This window comes from Shinella sp. SUS2, from assembly GCF_001262505.1.
Taxonomy (GTDB): Bacteria; Pseudomonadota; Alphaproteobacteria; order Rhizobiales; family Rhizobiaceae; genus Shinella.
Map to the genome: position 1 here is coordinate 70,355 of NZ_KQ410724.1, position 17,650 is coordinate 88,004.

At 65.4% G+C, this 17,650-nt stretch carries 15 protein-coding genes; 10 read left to right on the forward strand and 5 right to left on the reverse strand.

Going from position 1 to position 17,650, the window contains the following annotated elements:
- The first annotated feature begins 20 nt into the window (after positions 1 to 20).
- The 3 genes from cimA to AKG11_RS02930 all read left to right on the forward strand — a co-directional run bounded on the left by cimA (position 21) and on the right by AKG11_RS02930 (position 3,214).
- A complete protein-coding gene (cimA, locus tag AKG11_RS02920) occupies positions 21 to 1,637 on the forward strand; it encodes a citramalate synthase (protein ID WP_050742881.1) in 1,617 nt (538 codons plus the stop codon).
- Between the two features lie 110 nt (positions 1,638 to 1,747).
- On the forward strand, positions 1,748 to 2,692 hold the full coding sequence (gene rarD / locus AKG11_RS02925; protein WP_050742882.1) for an EamA family transporter RarD: 945 nt from the start codon (positions 1,748 to 1,750) through the stop codon (positions 2,690 to 2,692).
- A gap of 3 nt (positions 2,693 to 2,695) precedes the next feature.
- On the forward strand, positions 2,696 to 3,214 hold the full coding sequence (locus AKG11_RS02930) for a GNAT family N-acetyltransferase (RefSeq protein WP_050742883.1): 519 nt from the start codon (positions 2,696 to 2,698) through the stop codon (positions 3,212 to 3,214).
- Between the two features lie 27 nt (positions 3,215 to 3,241).
- Here AKG11_RS02930 and AKG11_RS02935 read toward each other — a convergent pair whose 3' ends face one another.
- On the reverse strand, positions 3,242 to 3,862 hold the full coding sequence (locus AKG11_RS02935; protein WP_050743150.1) for an LOG family protein: 621 nt from the start codon (positions 3,860 to 3,862) through the stop codon (positions 3,242 to 3,244).
- A gap of 159 nt (positions 3,863 to 4,021) precedes the next feature.
- Between AKG11_RS02935 and AKG11_RS33595 the strand changes: the two genes are divergently transcribed.
- Both AKG11_RS33595 and AKG11_RS02945 read left to right on the forward strand, forming a co-directional pair.
- Positions 4,022 to 6,385, forward strand: coding sequence for a LysM peptidoglycan-binding domain-containing protein (locus tag AKG11_RS33595; RefSeq protein WP_050742884.1), 2,364 nt, complete (start codon positions 4,022 to 4,024; stop codon positions 6,383 to 6,385).
- Positions 6,386 to 6,574: 189 nt separating this feature from the next.
- Entirely contained in the window at positions 6,575 to 8,470 is a 1,896-nt protein-coding gene (locus AKG11_RS02945; protein ID WP_050743151.1) for an ABCB family ABC transporter ATP-binding protein/permease, read from the forward strand.
- Here AKG11_RS02945 and AKG11_RS02950 read toward each other — a convergent pair whose 3' ends face one another.
- A complete protein-coding gene (locus AKG11_RS02950) occupies positions 8,471 to 9,118 on the reverse strand; it encodes a VOC family protein (protein ID WP_050742885.1) in 648 nt (215 codons plus the stop codon).
- Positions 9,119 to 9,393: 275 nt separating this feature from the next.
- Between AKG11_RS02950 and AKG11_RS02955 the strand changes: the two genes are divergently transcribed.
- The 5 genes from AKG11_RS02955 to AKG11_RS02975 all read left to right on the forward strand — a co-directional run bounded on the left by AKG11_RS02955 (position 9,394) and on the right by AKG11_RS02975 (position 14,352).
- Positions 9,394 to 10,092 carry a phosphatidylserine decarboxylase gene (locus tag AKG11_RS02955; protein WP_023512608.1) on the forward strand — a complete coding sequence of 233 codons (699 nt, stop codon included), beginning with the start codon at positions 9,394 to 9,396 and terminating at the stop codon, positions 10,090 to 10,092.
- 94 nt (positions 10,093 to 10,186) lie between these two features.
- A complete protein-coding gene (pssA, locus tag AKG11_RS02960) occupies positions 10,187 to 11,038 on the forward strand; it encodes a CDP-diacylglycerol--serine O-phosphatidyltransferase (protein ID WP_023512609.1) in 852 nt (283 codons plus the stop codon).
- A gap of 133 nt (positions 11,039 to 11,171) precedes the next feature.
- Entirely contained in the window at positions 11,172 to 11,627 is a 456-nt protein-coding gene (locus tag AKG11_RS02965; protein ID WP_023512610.1) for a MarR family winged helix-turn-helix transcriptional regulator, read from the forward strand.
- Positions 11,628 to 11,734: 107 nt separating this feature from the next.
- On the forward strand, positions 11,735 to 13,309 hold the full coding sequence (locus AKG11_RS02970) for an MFS transporter (protein ID WP_050742886.1): 1,575 nt from the start codon (positions 11,735 to 11,737) through the stop codon (positions 13,307 to 13,309).
- A 5-nt stretch (positions 13,310 to 13,314) separates the two neighbouring features.
- A complete protein-coding gene (locus tag AKG11_RS02975) occupies positions 13,315 to 14,352 on the forward strand; it encodes an HlyD family secretion protein (protein WP_050742887.1) in 1,038 nt (345 codons plus the stop codon).
- A gap of 187 nt (positions 14,353 to 14,539) precedes the next feature.
- On the opposite strand, the gene AKG11_RS02980 is transcribed toward AKG11_RS02975, so the two are convergent.
- The 3 genes from AKG11_RS02980 to AKG11_RS02990 all read right to left on the reverse strand — a co-directional run bounded on the left by AKG11_RS02980 (position 14,540) and on the right by AKG11_RS02990 (position 17,595).
- Entirely contained in the window at positions 14,540 to 15,280 is a 741-nt protein-coding gene (locus AKG11_RS02980; protein ID WP_050742888.1) for an SDR family NAD(P)-dependent oxidoreductase, read from the reverse strand.
- 11 nt (positions 15,281 to 15,291) lie between these two features.
- Complete coding sequence (gene purF / locus AKG11_RS02985; protein WP_050742889.1) at positions 15,292 to 16,785, reverse strand: amidophosphoribosyltransferase; 1,494 nt, start codon at positions 16,783 to 16,785, stop codon at positions 15,292 to 15,294.
- Positions 16,786 to 16,977: 192 nt separating this feature from the next.
- The gene (locus AKG11_RS02990; protein ID WP_023516732.1) at positions 16,978 to 17,595 is read right to left on the reverse strand and encodes a CvpA family protein; all 618 of its coding nucleotides are present in this window, start codon (positions 17,593 to 17,595) and stop codon (positions 16,978 to 16,980) included.
- Between the last annotated feature and the right edge of the window lie 55 nt (positions 17,596 to 17,650).

Genomic DNA, 17,650 nt, shown 5'->3' on the forward strand with positions numbered 1-17,650 from the left:
AGTTCCCAGGGAGGGAACAGATGAAAAAAGACCGTATCTACCTTTTCGACACCACGCTGCGTGATGGCCAGCAGACGCCCGGCATCGACTTTTCCGTCGAGGACAAGATCGCCATTGCCGGCATGCTGGACGCGTTCGGCCTGGACTATGTCGAGGGCGGCTATCCCGGGGCCAACCCGACGGATACGGCTTTCTTCTCGAAGAAGCGCACCGGCCGCGCGAAATTCGTCGCCTTCGGCATGACGAAACGCGCCGGCATTTCCGCCTCCAACGATCCGGGCCTTGCCGCGCTTCTCGACTCGAAGAGCGACGCGATCTGTCTTGTCGCCAAGAGCTGGGACTATCATGTGCGCGTGGCGCTCGGCTGTTCCAACGAGGAGAACCTCGAGAGCATTGCCGAATCGGTCAAGGCCGTCGCCGCCTCCGGTCGCGAAGCCATGGTCGACTGCGAGCATTTCTTCGACGGCTACAAGGCCAATCCGGCCTATGCGCTGGCCTGTGCCGCCACGGCCTATGCCTCCGGCGCCCGCTGGGTGGTGCTGTGCGACACCAATGGCGGCACGCAGCCGTCAGAGGTGCAGGCGATCGTCCGGGCGGTGATCGCCGCCGGTGTGCCCGGCGACAATCTCGGCATCCACGCCCACAACGACACGGGGCAGGCCGTTGCCAATTCGCTTGCCGCCGTCGAAGCCGGCGTGCGCCAGATCCAGGGTACGCTGAACGGCATCGGCGAGCGCTGCGGCAATGCCAATCTGGTGACGCTCATCCCGACGCTGGCGCTGAAGGAGACCTATGCGACGCGCTTTTCGATCGGCATCGACACGGAGGACCTGACGGGCCTCACCAAGCTTGCCCATACCTTCGATGAATTGCTGAACCGTTCGCCGGACCATCAGGCGCCCTATGTCGGGGCTTCCGCCTTCGCCACCAAGGCCGGCATCCATGCCTCGGCGCTCCTGAAAGACCCGCGCACCTACGAACATGTGACGCCGGAAAGCGTCGGCAACCTGCGCAAGGTCATGGTGTCCGACCAGGGCGGCAAGGCGAACTTCATCAATGCGCTCAAGCTGCGCGGCATCACCGTGGGCAAGGATGACCCGAAGCTCGATCGTCTCATCCAGATCGTCAAGGAACGCGAGGCGACCGGGTATGCCTATGAGGGCGCGGATGCGAGCTTCGCGCTGCTGGCCTACCGCACGCTCGGCACGGTGCCGGAGTTTTTCCACGTCGAAAGCTTCCGCGTGATGGTGGAGCGCCGCTACGACGCCAACGGCCAGCTCAAGACCGTCTCGGAGGCCGTGGTGCGCGTCGTCGTTGATGGCGAGACGATGATGTCCGTTGCCGAAGGTCACGGCCCGGTCAACGCGCTCGATCTCGCGCTGCGCAAGGACCTTGGCAAGTATCAGGCCGAGATCGCCGACCTGGAGCTGGCGGATTACAAGGTGCGTATCCTCAACGGCGGCACCGAGGCCATCACCCGCGTCCTGATCGAATCCACTGATGCCAGCGGCGCGCGCTGGTGGACGGTCGGGGTTTCCGACAACATCATCGACGCGTCCTTCCAGGCCTTGATGGATTCCATCATCTACAAGCTCCTGAAGAACCGCGGGGAGGCGGGGCGGGTGGCCGCGGAGTAGCGGGGCGAGGTTCAGCGCCGCTCATCGTCCCTTCACCGGAATGAATTGGTGCATAACCTTCCTTTGGAGTATCCCGTCGAAAAATCCATGAAATGACGGGATACCACGCCATGGCCGACGCTAAATCCACCAGCGGCCCCGAAACCGGCGATTCGCCGCGCGGTTTCGCCTTCGCCTTGACGGCCTACGTGTTCTGGGGGTTCCTGCCCTTCTTCATGAAGGCCGTCGCCCACATTCCCGCTGCCGAGGTGGTGGCGCACCGGATCGTCTGGTCGGTGCCGCTCGCCGGGCTGGTGCTGATCTGGCTCGGCCGCACCGCCGATATCAAGGTGGCGTTGCGCTCGCCGCGCATGCTCGCCATGGCGACGCTGACGGCGGTGCTGATCACCATCAACTGGGGCATCTATGTCTGGGCCATCGGCGCCGGCCGGGCCATCGAGACGGCCCTCGGTTATTACATCAACCCGCTTTTCTCGATCTTCCTCGGCGCCGTCCTCCTGAAGGAAAAACTCGACCGGACGCAGATTCTGGCGATCGGGCTTGCGGCCTTGGCGGTGGGGATCCTTGCCTTCGACGCCGGCGGGCTGCCGTGGGTGTCCATCAGCCTCTGCATCTCCTGGGGCTTCTATGCCTTCTTCCGCAAGACGCTGCCGATCGGTCCGAATCAGGGTTTCTTCCTGGAGGTTCTGCTGTTGAGCGTGCCGGCGCTCGGCTATATTTTCTGGCTCGAATCCTCGGGGCAGGGCCATTTCGGTGATACCGGTGCCGCCGATGTTCTCTGGCTGCTCGCCTGCGGCGTCGTCACTGCCATCCCGCTGATGATCTATGCCAATGGCGCCAAGCTGCTGCGCCTGTCCACCATCGGCATCATGCAGTACATCGCGCCGACGATGATCTTCTTCATCGCCGTCTTCGCCTTCAACGAACCTTTCGGCACGACGAAGCTCATCGCCTTCGCCTTCATCTGGGCCGCGCTTCTCCTCTATTCCAGCTCCATGCTACGGACGGCGCGGGCAAAGCGTCTTGCGGCCATGGAGCTCAAGCCGGCGGAATAGACGATGGCCATTTTGCAGACGGCGCGTCTGACGCTCAGCCCTTGCCGGCCAGGCGACCGCGCGGACTTCATCGATCTGGAGCGTGATCCGGAGGTGATGCGCTTTTTGAACGGGGGATATGCCGTCGATCGGGAGACGGTCGCGCCGAACGCGACCTTTCTGATGCCGACCGGCACGGAGCCCTATGTCTGGACAGCCCGTCGGACGGCCGATGGCGTCTTTGTCGGCTGGTTCTGCCTCTGGCCGGAAAGCGAGACGCTGGCCGAACTCGGCTACCGCCTGCATCGCATGAACTGGGGCCAGGGGCTGGCCGCAGAGGGGGCGGCAGCTCTCGTCGACTGGGGTTTTGAAACCGCCGGATACGAAAAGATCGTGGCGACGACGATGACCGTGAACCAGGCTTCGCGCCGCGTCATGGAAAAGATCGGCATGAGGCATGCGCGGACGGTTTCCGGCGATTTTCCCGATCCGGTCGCGGGCAGTGAGCACGGCGAAGTGTGGTACGAACTCGACCGCCCGTAAGGCGGGCTTCCGTTTCTCTTGAGAAGATCAGAGCCGGGCGATGATGTCGGCTTCGCCTTCGCGGTCGACCTGGCCGGCCCAATGGTCGACGAGCGCCGCGACGATCTCTTCCGGTTCGTCGATCACCATCGGCTGCACGAGATGGGCCGTGTGGATGAAGCCTTCGTCCGCCATGTGGCGGATGAGCTTGAGCATCGGGTCCCAGAAGCCGCCGATATTGGCGAAGACCATCGGCTTGCGGTGGCGGCCGAGCTGTGCCCAGGTCATCACCTCGACGATCTCCTCCAGTGTGCCGATGCCGCCCGGCAGCGCCACGAAAGCGTCGGCGCGCTCGAACATCTTGTGTTTGCGCTCGTGCATGTCAGGCGTGATGATCAGCTCGGAGAGCTGGCCGAGCGAATGGCGGGTGGCCTCCATATCCATGAGAAACTGCGGTATGATGCCGGTGACGCGGCCGCCATGCGAGAGCACGCCGCTGGCCACCGCCCCCATGATGCCTTTCGTGCCGCCGCCATAGACGAGGCGGAGATGGTTTTCGGCCATCGCCTTGCCGAGGCGTCGCCCGGCGGAGACATAGGTGGTTTCGCGGCCCGGCTGGGAGCCGCAGTAAACGCAGACGGATCGAATCGGCAGGGTTTGTTCGCTCATGACGGGATTCAGCCACCCGGCTGGCAGCCCGTCAAGGATAATGACGAAAAAGCGCGGGGCGGCGGCTCCGGAACGTCCCGGGAACCTTGTGCAAAACATTGGGAATCGATAGCAATTTCAGGAGGGGACCCCCGGGAAACCGGGACAGAGAGAGAGTTGATGATGAAGAACAAGACCGGTCTGGTGGCCTTGATCGTGCTGGCGGCGGCAACGCTGCTCATGGTTTTCTTCGTGCTGCCCAACATGAACAAGGACAAGCCGGCCGAAACCCCGGTCGCGAGCCTTACCAATACGACGACGCAAGGCGGCGGCGAGACCACGACGGCCGAGGGCAAGCAGGCCCGTCCGACGACGGGAACCGGCGAGGCAGCGACGGGTGGAGAAGCGACCGGCACGGGCTCTGCTGCCGGAAGCGAGAAGCCGGCCGATGCGACGACAGGCGAGGCTGCGACCGCGACCCAGGAGGTCGCCAAGGCGGAAACGACGCCGGCCGATCCGGCCGCCGGCTGGGTCACGCCTGCCTTCGATCTCCTGCGCGTCGAGCCCGATGGTTCGACGGTGATCGCCGGCCGCGGCCAGCCGAACACCAAGCTGGAGATCAAGAATGGCGAGACCGTCGTCGCGACGGCCGATATCGGCCCGTCCGGCGATTTCGCGGCCGTCTTCGATCAGCCGCTCTCGGCCGGCGACTATCAGCTCACCCTGAACACCAAGGACGACAAGGGCGTCTCGAAGACCTCGGACGAGGTGGCGACCGTCTCCGTGCCGAAGGATGCCGGCGGCGAGCTCCTGGCCATGGTCTCCAAGCCCGGCGAGGCGAGCCGCCTGATCACGGTGCCGGACACCGCGGACAAGGCTGCCGCTACCGCGGAAAAGACCATCGACCAGCCAGCCGGCGAAACCGCCGCTGCCACCGATGCGGGCGCAGCCGGCACCGCGGGCGAACAGCCTGCCGGGACGGAAACGGCCGGGACGAGCGGCGGCAATGCGGCAGCCACGGGCGAAACCGCCACGGCCGCTGCGACGGAGACGGCGGGTGCAGCCGGCAGCGCGGCGACGGAAACGGCGGCCAAGCCCCAGGCCCGTGTTTCGGCCGTCGAGCTGGAAGGCGAGCGCATGTTCATTGCCGGCACGGCTAAGCCGGGCGCGCTTGTGCGTATCTATGCCGACGACACGCTCGTCGGCGAGGCGAAGGCGGATGATCAGGGCCGCTACGTGGCCGATGGCAAGATCGACCTGTCGGTCGGCCGCCACACCGTCCGCGCCGACGTGATGAGCCCGGATGGCAGCAAGGTCGAATTCCGCGCTTCCGTTCCGTTCGATCGGCCGGAAGGCGAACAGGTCGCCGTTGTCGCGCAGGAGAATGCCACCGGCGATACCGCCCCGGCGCTCGGCCTCATCGGCGGCGGCACGTTCGACAAGCTGCGCACCGAGGCCGACAAGGCGCTGGCGCTGCTCAAGGGCCTCTATGCCGATGGCCGCCTGCCGACCGTCGAGGAGCTGGCGGCTGCCCGGTCCGCGACGGAGATCGCGCTGAAGTCGCTATCGGAGTTCAAGCCCGGCCCGGAAGAGGGCGATGCGGCCCGCGACATGGCCGCCAAGGCCTCGGCCGCTGCGGCCACGGCGCTCGCCCGCCTCCAGGCCCTGCCGAAGGACGCTGCCGCTGTCGGCGGTGCTCTCGGCTCGATCGAGACGGCCGTTGCCGATGCGCTGGCTCCGGCCATCGAGAAGGCGGAGGCCGTGGTCGGCGCGGCGTCGGCCGCGGCGGACAGCTCCATCGAGGCGCTGGCCGGCCAGGCGACGGCGCTCCAGCAGCAGTTCGTTGCGCTGTTCTCCAACGGCCGAAATGCGACGTCGGCGGAAATCCAGACCGCCCGCACCGCGCTTGAGGGCGCCCTCAAGGGCATCACCGGCTTCACGCCCCCGGCGGGCACGGCCGCGGATGTGACGGCGGCCATCGAAAAGCTGAAGGGCTGGGCCTCGACCGCGCTCGACCGCTTCGCCGCGGTTCCGGCCGGCGCCGGCAAGGAGGCCTATCAGCAGGCGCTCGTGGCGCTGGAAGGCATGCCCTCGCTGACGGCCGCCGCCAACGCCGTTGCGTCGGGCAGCGAAGCGGTGGGCGGTGCGCCGGTTGCCGACGCTGCGAGCCCGGCGGAGGAAACCACGACGGCCGGCGGCACCGCGGCTGCGACCGGCAGCGAGAGCGGCACCGCCACCTCGGGTGAAGCCGCCGCAACGGGCAGCGGGCAGGCGGTTGCCGAGGAGCCGGAAACGGTCGAGCAGGCGCCGCTGCAGCAGAGCAAGACCTCGGTCATCATCCGCCGCGGCGACACGCTCTGGCAGATCTCCCGCCGCATCTACGGCAAGGGTGTACGCTACACGACGATCTACCTCGCCAACGAGGACCAGATCACCGATCCGGACCGCATCATCCCCGGCCAGGTCTTCGGCGTGCCGGACAAGACGGTGGAAAGCGATGCGGAGGCGGAAGAGCTGCACCGCAAGCGCGTTCGCGGCAATTGATCCCTCGCAGGTCCGGCAGGGCGGAGTTTGCCGGACTTGCACAAGGACAATTTTCCTCCGGCCGTTGCGAAGCGGCCGGCAAGGACCTATCTCCCCGATGCGGCGCCCCTACCGGGCGCCGCATTTTCATTCGGCAAGTCCGGCAAGAAACGAAGACCGGGGCGTGACGGCGACCCGGCGGAGGCCAGCGTGGCGAGAACGACGAAAAAGACGGTTTCGGCCGACAGCAGCAATCCCCTCCACACGCTGGTGAACCTCTGGCCCTATATGTGGCCTTCCGACCGGCCCGACCTGAAGATGCGCGTCGTCTGGGCGTCCGTCTTCCTGCTCGCCTCGAAAATCGTGTTGCTGCTGGTTCCCTACTTCTTCAAGTGGGCAACGGATGCGCTGAACGGCAAGGCGGATGCCGTCTCGCTTCTGCCGACCTTCCTGCTTGGCGCCGTCATGCTGGTGCTTGCCTACAACGGTGCGCGCATCCTGCAGGCCGGCCTCAACCAGCTGCGCGACGCGCTGTTTGCCAGCGTCGGGCAATATGCCGTGCGCCAGCTCGCCTACCGCACCTTCGTGCACCTGCACCGCCTGTCGCTGCGCTTCCATCTGGAGCGGCGCACCGGCGGCCTGTCGCGCGTCATCGAGCGCGGCACCAAGGGCATCGAGACGATCGTGCGCTTCACGATCCTCAACAGCGTGCCGACCTTCATCGAGTTCCTGCTCACCGCCGCCATCTTCTGGTGGGGTTACGGGCTGCAGTATCTTCTCGTCACGGCCGTCACTGTCTGTCTCTACATCTGGTTCACGGTGCGTGCGAGCGACTGGCGCATCTCGATCCGCCGCTCGATGAACGACAGCGACACCGAAGCCAACACCAAGGCGATCGACTCGCTGCTCAACTTCGAGACGGTCAAGTATTTCGGCAACGAGGAGATGGAGGCGCGCCGCTTCGACCAGTCCATGGCGCGCTACGAGAAGGCGGCGACCCAGGTCTGGACCTCGCTCGGCTGGCTCAATTTCGGCCAGGCGCTGATCTTCGGTGTCGGCATGGCGGTCATGATGGCGATGTCGGCGCTTGCCGTGCAGCGCGGCGAGCAGACGGTCGGCGATTTCGTCTTCATCAACGCCATGCTGATCCAGCTCGCCATCCCGCTCAACTTCATCGGCTTCGTCTACCGCGAAATCCGCCAGGGCCTGACGGATATCGAACAGATGTTCGATCTGCTCGAAGTGGAGGAAGAGGTACAGGACAAGCCCGGTGCCAAGGACCTCATCATCGCCGATGGCGCGATCTCCTTCAGGGACGTGCATTTTTCCTATGATCCGGCGCGGCCGATCCTCAAGGGCGTCTCCTTCGATGTTCCCGCCGGCAAGACCGTCGCCGTCGTCGGCCCGTCCGGAGCAGGGAAGTCGACGCTCTCGCGGCTGCTCTATCGTTTCTACGACGTGCAGGAGGGCGCGATCACCATCGACGGGCAGGATGTGCGCGATGTCACGCAGAAGAGCCTGCGCTCGGTGATCGGCATGGTGCCGCAGGATACCGTGCTCTTTAATGACACGATCGCTTACAACATCCGCTACGGCCGACCTGGCGCCAGCGACGAGGAGGTCACCGCCGCCGCTGAGGCGGCGCAGATCGGCCCCTTCATCCGCCACTTGCCGGAAGGCTTCAAGGCGATGGTCGGCGAGCGTGGACTGAAACTCTCCGGCGGCGAGAAGCAGCGCGTCGCCATCGCCCGCACCATCCTGAAGAGCCCGCCGATCCTCATTCTCGACGAGGCGACCTCGGCGCTCGACACCCGTACGGAGCAGGAAATCCAGGCGGCACTCGACGTCGTCTCGAAGAACCGCACCACGCTCGTCATCGCACACCGCCTCTCCACCGTCATCGCGGCGGACGAGATCATCGTGCTGAAGGACGGCGGCATTGCCGAACGCGGCACGCATGGCGAATTGATGCAGCGCGACGACGGCCTCTACGCCTCCATGTGGAACCGCCAGCGCGAGGCCGTGCAGGCCGAGGAGCGCCTGAAGCAGGTGCGCGAAAGCGACGAACTCGGTATTATCGTGCGCGGTGCGCCCGCCGCGGAGTGATCACGCTCCCGGCGCGGCGAAGAGGATCAGGTTGCCGTCCGGATCGAGGAGGATGAAGGTCCGCGCCCCCCAGGGCTCCGTCCGGAGCGTTTTGTGGAACGCGACGCCGGCCGCCTGATAGTCGAGGAAAAGCGCCTTGATCTCCGCCGCGCTGTCGAGCGTGATCGAGGCCGAAAGCAGTTCTTCCCGTTGGCGGATGTCTCCGACGAAGACGGGCTCGTGCACCAGTCGCAGGCAGAGCCGTGCCCGGTCACGCACAACGACCCCGTAGAATGGCGGGTCGCCATAGGCGAAATCGACGGCAAAGCCGAGTTTTTCCGTAAAGAAGGCGAGGGAGGCGGCGAAATCGGCGACGTAGAGGATCGGCTCCGCTCCGCTGAGGATCGGGCCTTGCTGCATGCTTTCGGTCGTGCTGTTCATGATGGGGGCTCCTGTTCTGAGCGCCTGCCAGTCCGCAAACCCGTTCTGACGGGCGACGAGCGCCTGCGCATCGGCAAGCGAGAATGCGGCGTCGAGCACCTCCCGATCGGTCAGATCCCGGAAAGCGGGCAGACCGGCGCGGATGATCGCGGCCACCGGGTGGTGTCGTTCACGATGCCAGCGCAGGAACTGCTTGGCCTGCTTGCGGAGGTTTTCGATGTTCGGCATGGGCGCTGCTACGGTTTCGGTCGTAGGTGGGCATTGCCCCTTCGGCTCCCGCCGATGCGCCCTACAGCAACACGGAAAGTGTGCCCGCACCGCCCGGCGGTTGTCAACCGCAGGGCGGGAAGGCACGGTATCGGACGGTTGAGAACCGCACTTGCACCTGGTGGGTCGGGCACCGGAGAGGGCCGTGCGCCTGGGGGCTAATCGCCACGCCGCATTGCCCCCATCGCCATTTCACGCTAGGTCGATGGCGTGAAATCATCAGGAGATGTCGGAAGATGAGTTTGGTCGATACGATACGCAGCACCCTGGTGCCGATTCATCGGGAGGGCTGGAAGTTCGTGGCCGGCTTCTTCGTCGCCTCGCTGCTCCTCGGCGCAGCCTGGGAACCGCTGATGTGGATCGGTTTCGTGCTCACGGCCTGGTGCGCCTACTTCTTCCGCGATCCCGAGCGCCTGACGCCGCAGGATGACGACCTTGTGATCAGCCCGGCCGATGGCCGTGTCTCGGCCGTCGCCATGGTGACGCCGCCGGCCGAACTGGAACTCGGCGACCAGCCGATGATGCGCATCTCGGTCTTCATGAACGTCTTCAATTGCCATGTGAACCGCGCGCCGATGCGTGGCCGTGTCACGCGCGTCGCCTATCGTGCGGGAAAATTCCTCAATGCCGATCTCGACAAGGCGAGCCAGGAGAACGAGCGCAACGGCCTCGTCATCGAGAGCGCGCACGGGCCGATCGGCGTCGTGCAGATCGCCGGCCTCGTCGCCCGCCGCATCCTGTGCTGGACCAACATGAACGACAGCCTGGAGGCCGGCGAGCGCTTCGGCCTCATCCGCTTCGGCTCGCGCCTCGACGTCTTCCTTCCGGCAGGCGTGCAGCCGCGCGTCAGCGTTGGTCAGACGGCGATCGCCGGTGAGACGGTGCTGGCAGAATTCGGCTCGGCCAAGGGGCCGGTCATCAGCCGTCGCGGCTGAGGAAACGAGAAGAGAGGCAACAGGCAGTCGCCAACAGGGTTTCGCAACATCGACCCTTTCTGCCTGCAGCCCGAAAACAGCAAAGCGAAAAGCGATGGACACACCCTTTCCGCCCTATGAGCCGAATGGACCGAACGACGAAGCGCGCGGTCCGCGCCTGCGGGAAATCCCGCTGCGCATCATCATCCCGAACCTCATCACGGTGCTTGCCATCTGTGCGGGTCTCACCGGTATCAGGCTCGCCTTCGAAAACCGGTACGAGCTCGCCGTCGGCATGGTGCTGCTCGCCGCCTTCCTCGATGGCATCGATGGGCGTATCGCGCGCCTCCTGAAGGCCACCTCGAAGTTCGGCGGCCAGATGGATTCGCTCGCCGACATCGTCAATTTCGGCGTGGCGCCGGCACTCGTGCTCTACGTCTTCATCCTCGACCAGGCGCGCTCCTTCGGTTGGATCGCGGCGCTGATCTATGCTATCGCCGCCGGCCTCAGGCTGGCGCGTTTCAACGTCATGGCCGAGCGTGAGACCAAGGCGAAGTGGCAATCGGAATATTTTGTCGGGGTGCCGGCACCGGCCGGCGCCATGCTGGTGCTGTTGCCGGTCTATCTCGGTTTCCTCGGTCTCGCGCCGAGCCCGCTTTTTGCCTATCTCGCGTCCGGCTACACCGTGCTGATCGGCTTCCTGCTGGTCAGCCGCCTGCCGGTCTGGTCCGGCAAGTCGGAAGGCAGCCGCATCCGTCGTGACCTCGTGCTGCCGGGCATTCTGCTCGTCGTGCTCTATGTCGCAACGCTGATGAGCTTCACCTGGGAAACCATGGTGGTGACGGTCGTCGCCTATCTGGCGACCCTGCCGTTCGGCGCCCGCTCCTGGCAGCGTAAATATGGCGGCTGGACGGCGCCAGTGACACCGGGGGCCAGCGAGTTCCCCGAGGATCCCGACGGGCAGTAGCAACGCCCATCACATCCATGTGAATTTTCAGAAAGCCCTGTCCACATGCTGTGGGCAGGGCTTGATTTTTTATTGCAGGTCGATTAACTAGCAATCAAATAGATAGTAAGCTAATTGTATTTGGACTACTGAGATGAACACACCCGATCCGCGCGAGCGTATCCTGGACGACCTTTCCCGCGTGCAGCGCAAGATGCGTGCCTTGTTCGATGCCCGTGTGAAGGAGCGGGGGCTGACGCTGCCCCGCGCCCGCGCACTTCTGATCCTCGGCCGTGGCGTCAATCTCAACCAGCGTGAGCTGGCCGACGAACTCGACATCGAGACACCGACGCTCGTGCGCCTGCTCGACGGCATGGAGAAGCAGGGTTTCATCCAGCGCCAGTCGGTGGAGGGCGACCGCCGCGCCAAGCAGATCGCCATGACGCCGCGCGGTGCCAAGGTCGCCGGAGAGGTGCTGGAGCTCGCCCGCTCGCTGCGCGCCGACGTGCTGAAGAGCATTTCGGCGCAGGACATGTCGACCACCGTCAAGGTGTTCGCCGCCATGTCCGACAATATCGCGCAGAGCTGTCGGGAGTGCGTCGAGGCATGAGCGCCGTTCCCGCTGCCGACGGGCGCGGAGGGGAGGGCGAGTCGCCGCGATCCGGGGCGCAGGAGCCGGCCGAGGAAAAACCCGCCGCCCCGCCACCGCCGCCGCCCATGGCGCCGCCAAGGGCTGCCGCCTACATGGTCGCCTCCACCCTGCTCGCCATGACGCAGGGCTTCGGCCTGAACCTCGTCGCCGCCAACATCCCGCAGCTCCAGGGCCCGTTCGGCGCCACCGCTGCCGAGGCGACCTGGCTGATGGCCGCCTACATGGCGCCGAACGCCTCGCTCTCGCTGGCGCTCATCAAGATCCGCAACCAGTTTGGCCTGCGCCCCTTCGCCGAACTCGGCATCGCCGCCTTTCTCCTCGTGTCGGTGGCGCATATCTTCATCACGGACCTGCAGTCCGCACTCGTGCTGCGCTTCTTCGCCGGCATCGCGGCGGCACCGCTTTCCTCGCTCGGCTTCCTCTACATGCTGGAGGCCTTCAGCCCGGCGCGCAAGCTGACGATCGGCATCTCGCTCGCGCTGACCAATATCGGTCTTGCCGCCCCGCTCACCCGGTTCATCTCGCCGGCGCTCATCGATCTCGGCGGTGTGCGGGCGCTGCTGCATTTCGAGCTGGCGCTTGCCATGCTCTCCTTCGCAGCGATCTATCTCCTGCCGCTGGCGCCGCCACCGCGGGCAAAGGTCATCGAGAAGCTCGATATCGTCAGCTACTTGTTCATCGCCGTCGGTTTCGGCTCGGGTGCCGTCGTGCTGGTGCTCGGCCGGCAATATTGGTGGCTGGAGGCCCCCTGGATCGGCACGCTGCTCGTTGTCATGGTCGGCGCGCTCACCATCGCCGCCGTCATCGAGCTGAACCGTGAAAGGCCGTTGATCGACCTGCGCTGGCTGTTCAGCCGCGAGATGCTGCACTTTGCCGCCGTGCTGGTACTGTTCCGGCTGATGCTGGCCGAACAGACCGCCGTCGCCGGCAATTTCTTCCAGATCACCGGTCTGCAGAACGATCAGCTGGCCGGGCTCTACGGCATGGTGGCGCTCGCCACTGCCGCGGGCGGCCTTCTCTGTGCGGCCATCCTGAAGCCCGGCCGGGAGCCGGGTATCCATATGGTGGCACTGCTGCTGATCGGCGCCGGCGCCTTTCTCGACAGCCGGGCGACGAACCTGACGCGGCCGGAGCAGATGTATGTCAGCCAGGCGATGATCGCCGCCGGCGGCAGCCTGTTTCTGCCGCCGGCCATCGCCTCCGGTTTCACGCTGGCGCTGCGCAAGGGGCCGCAATACATCCTCAGCTTTATCGTCGTCTTCCTGGTCACGCAGAGCCTCGGCGGCCTTGCCGGCTCGGCGCTGTTCGGCTCCTTCATCACGCTGCGCGAGAAGTTCCACTCGAATATCCTCGCCGAGGCGATGACGCTTGCCGATCCGCTCGTTGCCGGCCGCGTGGCGCAGCTTTCCGCCGCCTATGGCCGCACGATCATCGATCCGGCCGTGCTGAAGGCAGAGGGCGTCGCGCTGCTCGGCCAGCAGGTGACGCGGGAGGCCAATGTGCTCGCCCACAACGATGCCTTCCTCGTCATCGCGCTGCTTGCCGTCGGCGCCGCCGCGGCGCTCGCCATCCACATGCTCTACATCCGTATCAGAGAGGCCAGCGCTCGCAATGGCGAGCCGATGGCCGTTGAAGGTTGACCGAAATGAAGACTTACATCCGCAATACCGCCACGGCGCTTGCCCTCGTCCTCGGCGTGACCGGCATCGGCGCGGTGCTCTACGCCTGGCAGCTGCCGCCCTTTGCCAGCGACGTCCAGACGACGGACAACGCCTATGTGCGCGGCTACGTGACGCTGATCAGCCCGCAGCTTGCCGGCTACGTCACCGAGGTGTCCGTGAAGGACTACGAGACGGTCAAGGCCGGCGCGGTGCTCGCCCGGCTCGACGACCGTATCTTCCGCCAGAAGGTCGAGCAGGCCAATGCCACGCTCGCCAGCCAGAAGGCGGCGCTCGCCAATTCCGAGCAGCAGGAGAACGCCGCCAAGGCGCGCATCGGCGCCAGCGAGGCGGCGCTCGACAGCGCGACCTACGCCAAGCGCCGGGCGGAGGAGAACTGGAACCGCATCGAGGAGCTGTCGAACAAGGGCATCGCCACCCAGAGCGATCGCGAGCAGAGCCGCACCACGCTCGACCAGGCGGAAGCCTCCATTGCGCAGGCGCAGGCGAATCTTGAAGTCTCCCGGCAGGACCTGCAGACGATCATCGTCGGCCGTGATTCCCTGCGCGCCGCGGTGGCGGGTGCGGAGGCCTCGGTGGAGCTCGCCAGGATCGATCTTTCCAACACCGTCATCACCGCCCCGCGTGACGGTGCCGTGGGCGAGGTGGGCGTCAAGCTCGGCCAGTATGTCGCCGCCGGCACACAGCTGATGGCCGTCGTGCCGCATGACACCTGGGTCATCGCCAACTTCAAGGAAACCCAGCTCGCCTATATCCAGCTCGGCCAGAAAGTCGAGGTCAGCGTCGATGCGCTGAAGCACGCGACGCTGACCGGCCATGTCGAGCGCTTCTCGCCTGCCGCCGGCTCGGAGTTCAGCGTGATCAAGCCCGACAACGCCACCGGCAATTTTACAAAGATCGCCCAACGCGTGCCCGTGCGCATCAGCATCGACCAGGGGCAGGACATGGCAAAGCACCTCGCACCGGGGCTTTCGGTGGTGGTGAAGACGGTGGTGGGGGAGTAGGAAACTTCGGCGCGTACTGCCGGGTTCTGCTGTGACTGCCCCTCACCCTAACCCTCTCCCCGTAAACGGGGAGAGGGGACTTGCCCCGCAAAGGGGCATTGTCTGAGGAAACGGTGCGGCATATCTCTTCTCCCCGCTTGCGGGGAGAAGGTGGCCGACAGGCCGGATGAGGGGCAACTTCCTGGGATCACTCCGGCAGGCGATAATCCAGCAGCCGCCCCTGGCGCATGTCGAAGAGCTTGCCCGTCTCCGCAAAATCCGGCGCCACCAGCGACAGGATGACCTTGGCGACCTCCGAGGGATGCTGCAGGGTCGAAGGATCCTCGCCGGGGATGGCCTGTGCGCGCATGGCGGTGCGGGTGGCGCCGGGGTCGAGCGAGGTGATGCGCAGGGCGGTGCGCTGCGTCTCGCCGGCCCAGGTGCGCGCCAGCGCTTCCACAGCGGCCTTGGAGGCCGAGTAGGGGCCCCAGAAGGGCTTGCATTTGTGTGCGGCGCTGGACGAGAGGATGACGGCGCGGCCGGCATCCGATTTCAGGAGCAGCGGCTCAAGCGAGCGGATCAGCCGCCAGGTGGCGGTGACGTTGATCGCCATCACCTTGTCGAACACCTTCGCTTCGATATGGCCGATCGGCGAGATCGTGCCGAGCACGCCGGCGTTCGCGACGAGAATGTCCAGCTTGCCCCAGCGCTCGAAGATCGAGCCGCCGAGCTTGTCGATCGCCGGCATGTCGGCGAGGTCGAAGGGCACCAGCGTTGCCGCGCCGCCGGCGGCCTTGATGGCATCGTCCAGTTCTTCGAGGCCACCGATCGTTCGGGCGCAGGCGATGACATGCGCGCCGGCCTTTGCGAGTTCGAGGGCAGTGAAATAGCCGATACCGCGCGACGCGCCGGTGACCAGCGCGAGGCGGCCTTTCAGGTCGATGCTCATACTATCTTCGATTATCCGTTGCTTGCCATTACCGAGACCTTCCGTCCCATCGTCTCGCCTTCCTTGTCAAGGAGGCGCGTCGGATAGTCGCCGGTGAAGTAATGGTCGGTGAACTGCGGGCGGGCCGGGTTGCGGTCCTCGCCGCCGACGGCGCGGTAGAGCCCGTCGATGGAGAGGAACTCCAGCGAATCCGCCCCGATATACTTCGCCATCGCCTTGACGTCGTTGTACTGGTTGGCGAGCAGCTTGTCCCGGTCGGGCGTGTCGATGCCGTAGAAGTCGGGGTAGAAGATCATCGGGCTGGCGACGCGGATATGCACTTCCTTGGCGCCTGCATCGCGGATCATCTGCACGATCTTCAGCGACGTCGTGCCGCGCACGATCGAATCGTCGACGAGGATGACGCGCTTGCCGGCGATCATCGCGCGGTTGGCGGAATGCTTCAGCTTCACGCCGAAGGCACGGATCTGCTGTGTCGGCTCGATGAAGGTGCGGCCGACATAGTGGTTGCGGATGATGCCGTATTCGAACGGGATGCCGCTTTCCTGCGCGTAGCCGAGTGCCGCGGGCGTGCCGCCATCCGGGACGGGAACGACGACGTCGCCCTCGACCGGGTGTTCCTTGGCAAGGTTCATGCCCATGTTCTTGCGTGCGACATAGACCGAACGGCCACCGACAACGGAATCGGGGCGGGCGAAATAGACGTATTCAAAGAGGCAGAGGCGTTCCGGCTGCGGATTGCCCGATTTCTTCGCCTCGATGGTGATCGAGCCGTCCGGCTGGATTTCGCAAACGATGATCTCGCCGTTCTCGACGTCGCGGATGTACTTCGCGCCGATGATGTCGAGCGCGCAGGTTTCCGAGCAGAAGATCGGCTTGCCGTCGAGCTCGCCCATGACGAGCGGACGGATGCCCGTGGGGTCGCGCGCGGCGATCAGCTTGGTGCGGGTGATGCCGAGCATCGAGTAGCCGCCTTCCATCTGGCGGATCGCATCGATGAAGCGGTCGGTCGTGGAGGTGTAGCGCGAGCGGGCGATGAGGTGGAGCACCACTTCCGTGTCCGATGTCGACTGACAGATGGCGCCGCCCGCGATGATCTGCCGGCGCAGCGTCAGGCCGTTGGTGAAGTTGCCGTTATGGGCGACGGCGATGCCGCCGACTTCCAGTTCCGCAAAGAGCGGCTGTACATTGCGCAGCGCCACTTCTCCCGTCGTGGAGTAGCGCGTGTGTCCGATCGCCATGTTGCCGGGCAGCTTGGCGAGCGTCACCGGGTTCGTATAGTGGTCGCCGACGAGGCCCATATGCTTTTCCGTATGGAACTGCTTGCCGTCGAAGGAGACGATACCGGCGGCTTCCTGGCCGCGGTGCTGGAGCGCGTGCAGGCCGAGCGCCGTCAGCGTTGCGGCTTCCGGATGACCGAGAATGCCGAAGACGCCGCACTCTTCGTGAAGCGTGTCGCCATCGAGATCGTCGTCGTGGCGGCCGGGGAACTGGAAGTCGCTCATTGCTGCAAGCCTTTGCTCGGGACCGTAAGAGGTTGCACGGGGTTCTGGGTCATTCGGCAAGGCCCATATGGGTATTGCCTAAAGCATTTGCCACCGAGGCCCGGAAGCGTCAGTGGCTGATGGTCTATCCTACCAAAAAATCGGGGAGCCTGCCTTCGCCATTTCTCGCGAGTATCAGCTCCCCTGATCGATTTATCCGTTTGTGGCGGGCGTCTCTTCGGCGGGCGCCTGGTTCGTGCCGCCGGAGGCGCCATCCGGATCCTCCGTGCCGCCTTCGGTGGGCGCGCCTTCGGCGGATTTGCCGCGCAGGCGGTCGAGGATCGTCGCGTCGGCATCTTCCGGCAGGAGCGCCACGAGGCGCGAGCCGAGATTGTCGAGCAGCGGCTTGGATTTTGCCGTGGTGACCCAGGACGGCTGCTGCTGCGGCGCGACCAGCCAGTTGAAGAACAGCATGGCGACGACGACGAGCAGGATGCCGCGCGCTGCACCGAACAGGAAGCCAAGCGTACGGTCCAGCGCGCCGATGCGGCTGTCGATGATGAAATCGGCCATGCGCATGGTGATGAAGGAGATCACGATGAGCGCGACGAGGAAGACGGCAGCAGCCGAGCCGACCATGGCGACCGTATCGCTCGTCGTATAGTCCTTCGCATAGGGCACGAGGACCGGATAGAGGAAGTAGGCGGCTGCCGCGGCACCCACCCAGCTGGCGACGGAGAGCACCTCACGCGAAAAACCGCGCACCATCGCCAGTACGGCGGAGAACAGCGCGACGCCGATGACGATACCGTCGAGAATTGTGATGGGCATGTTCGTCCTACTCCAAACCCGAAATGTCGCCGGGCCCCGCCTCGTTCAAGCGGGG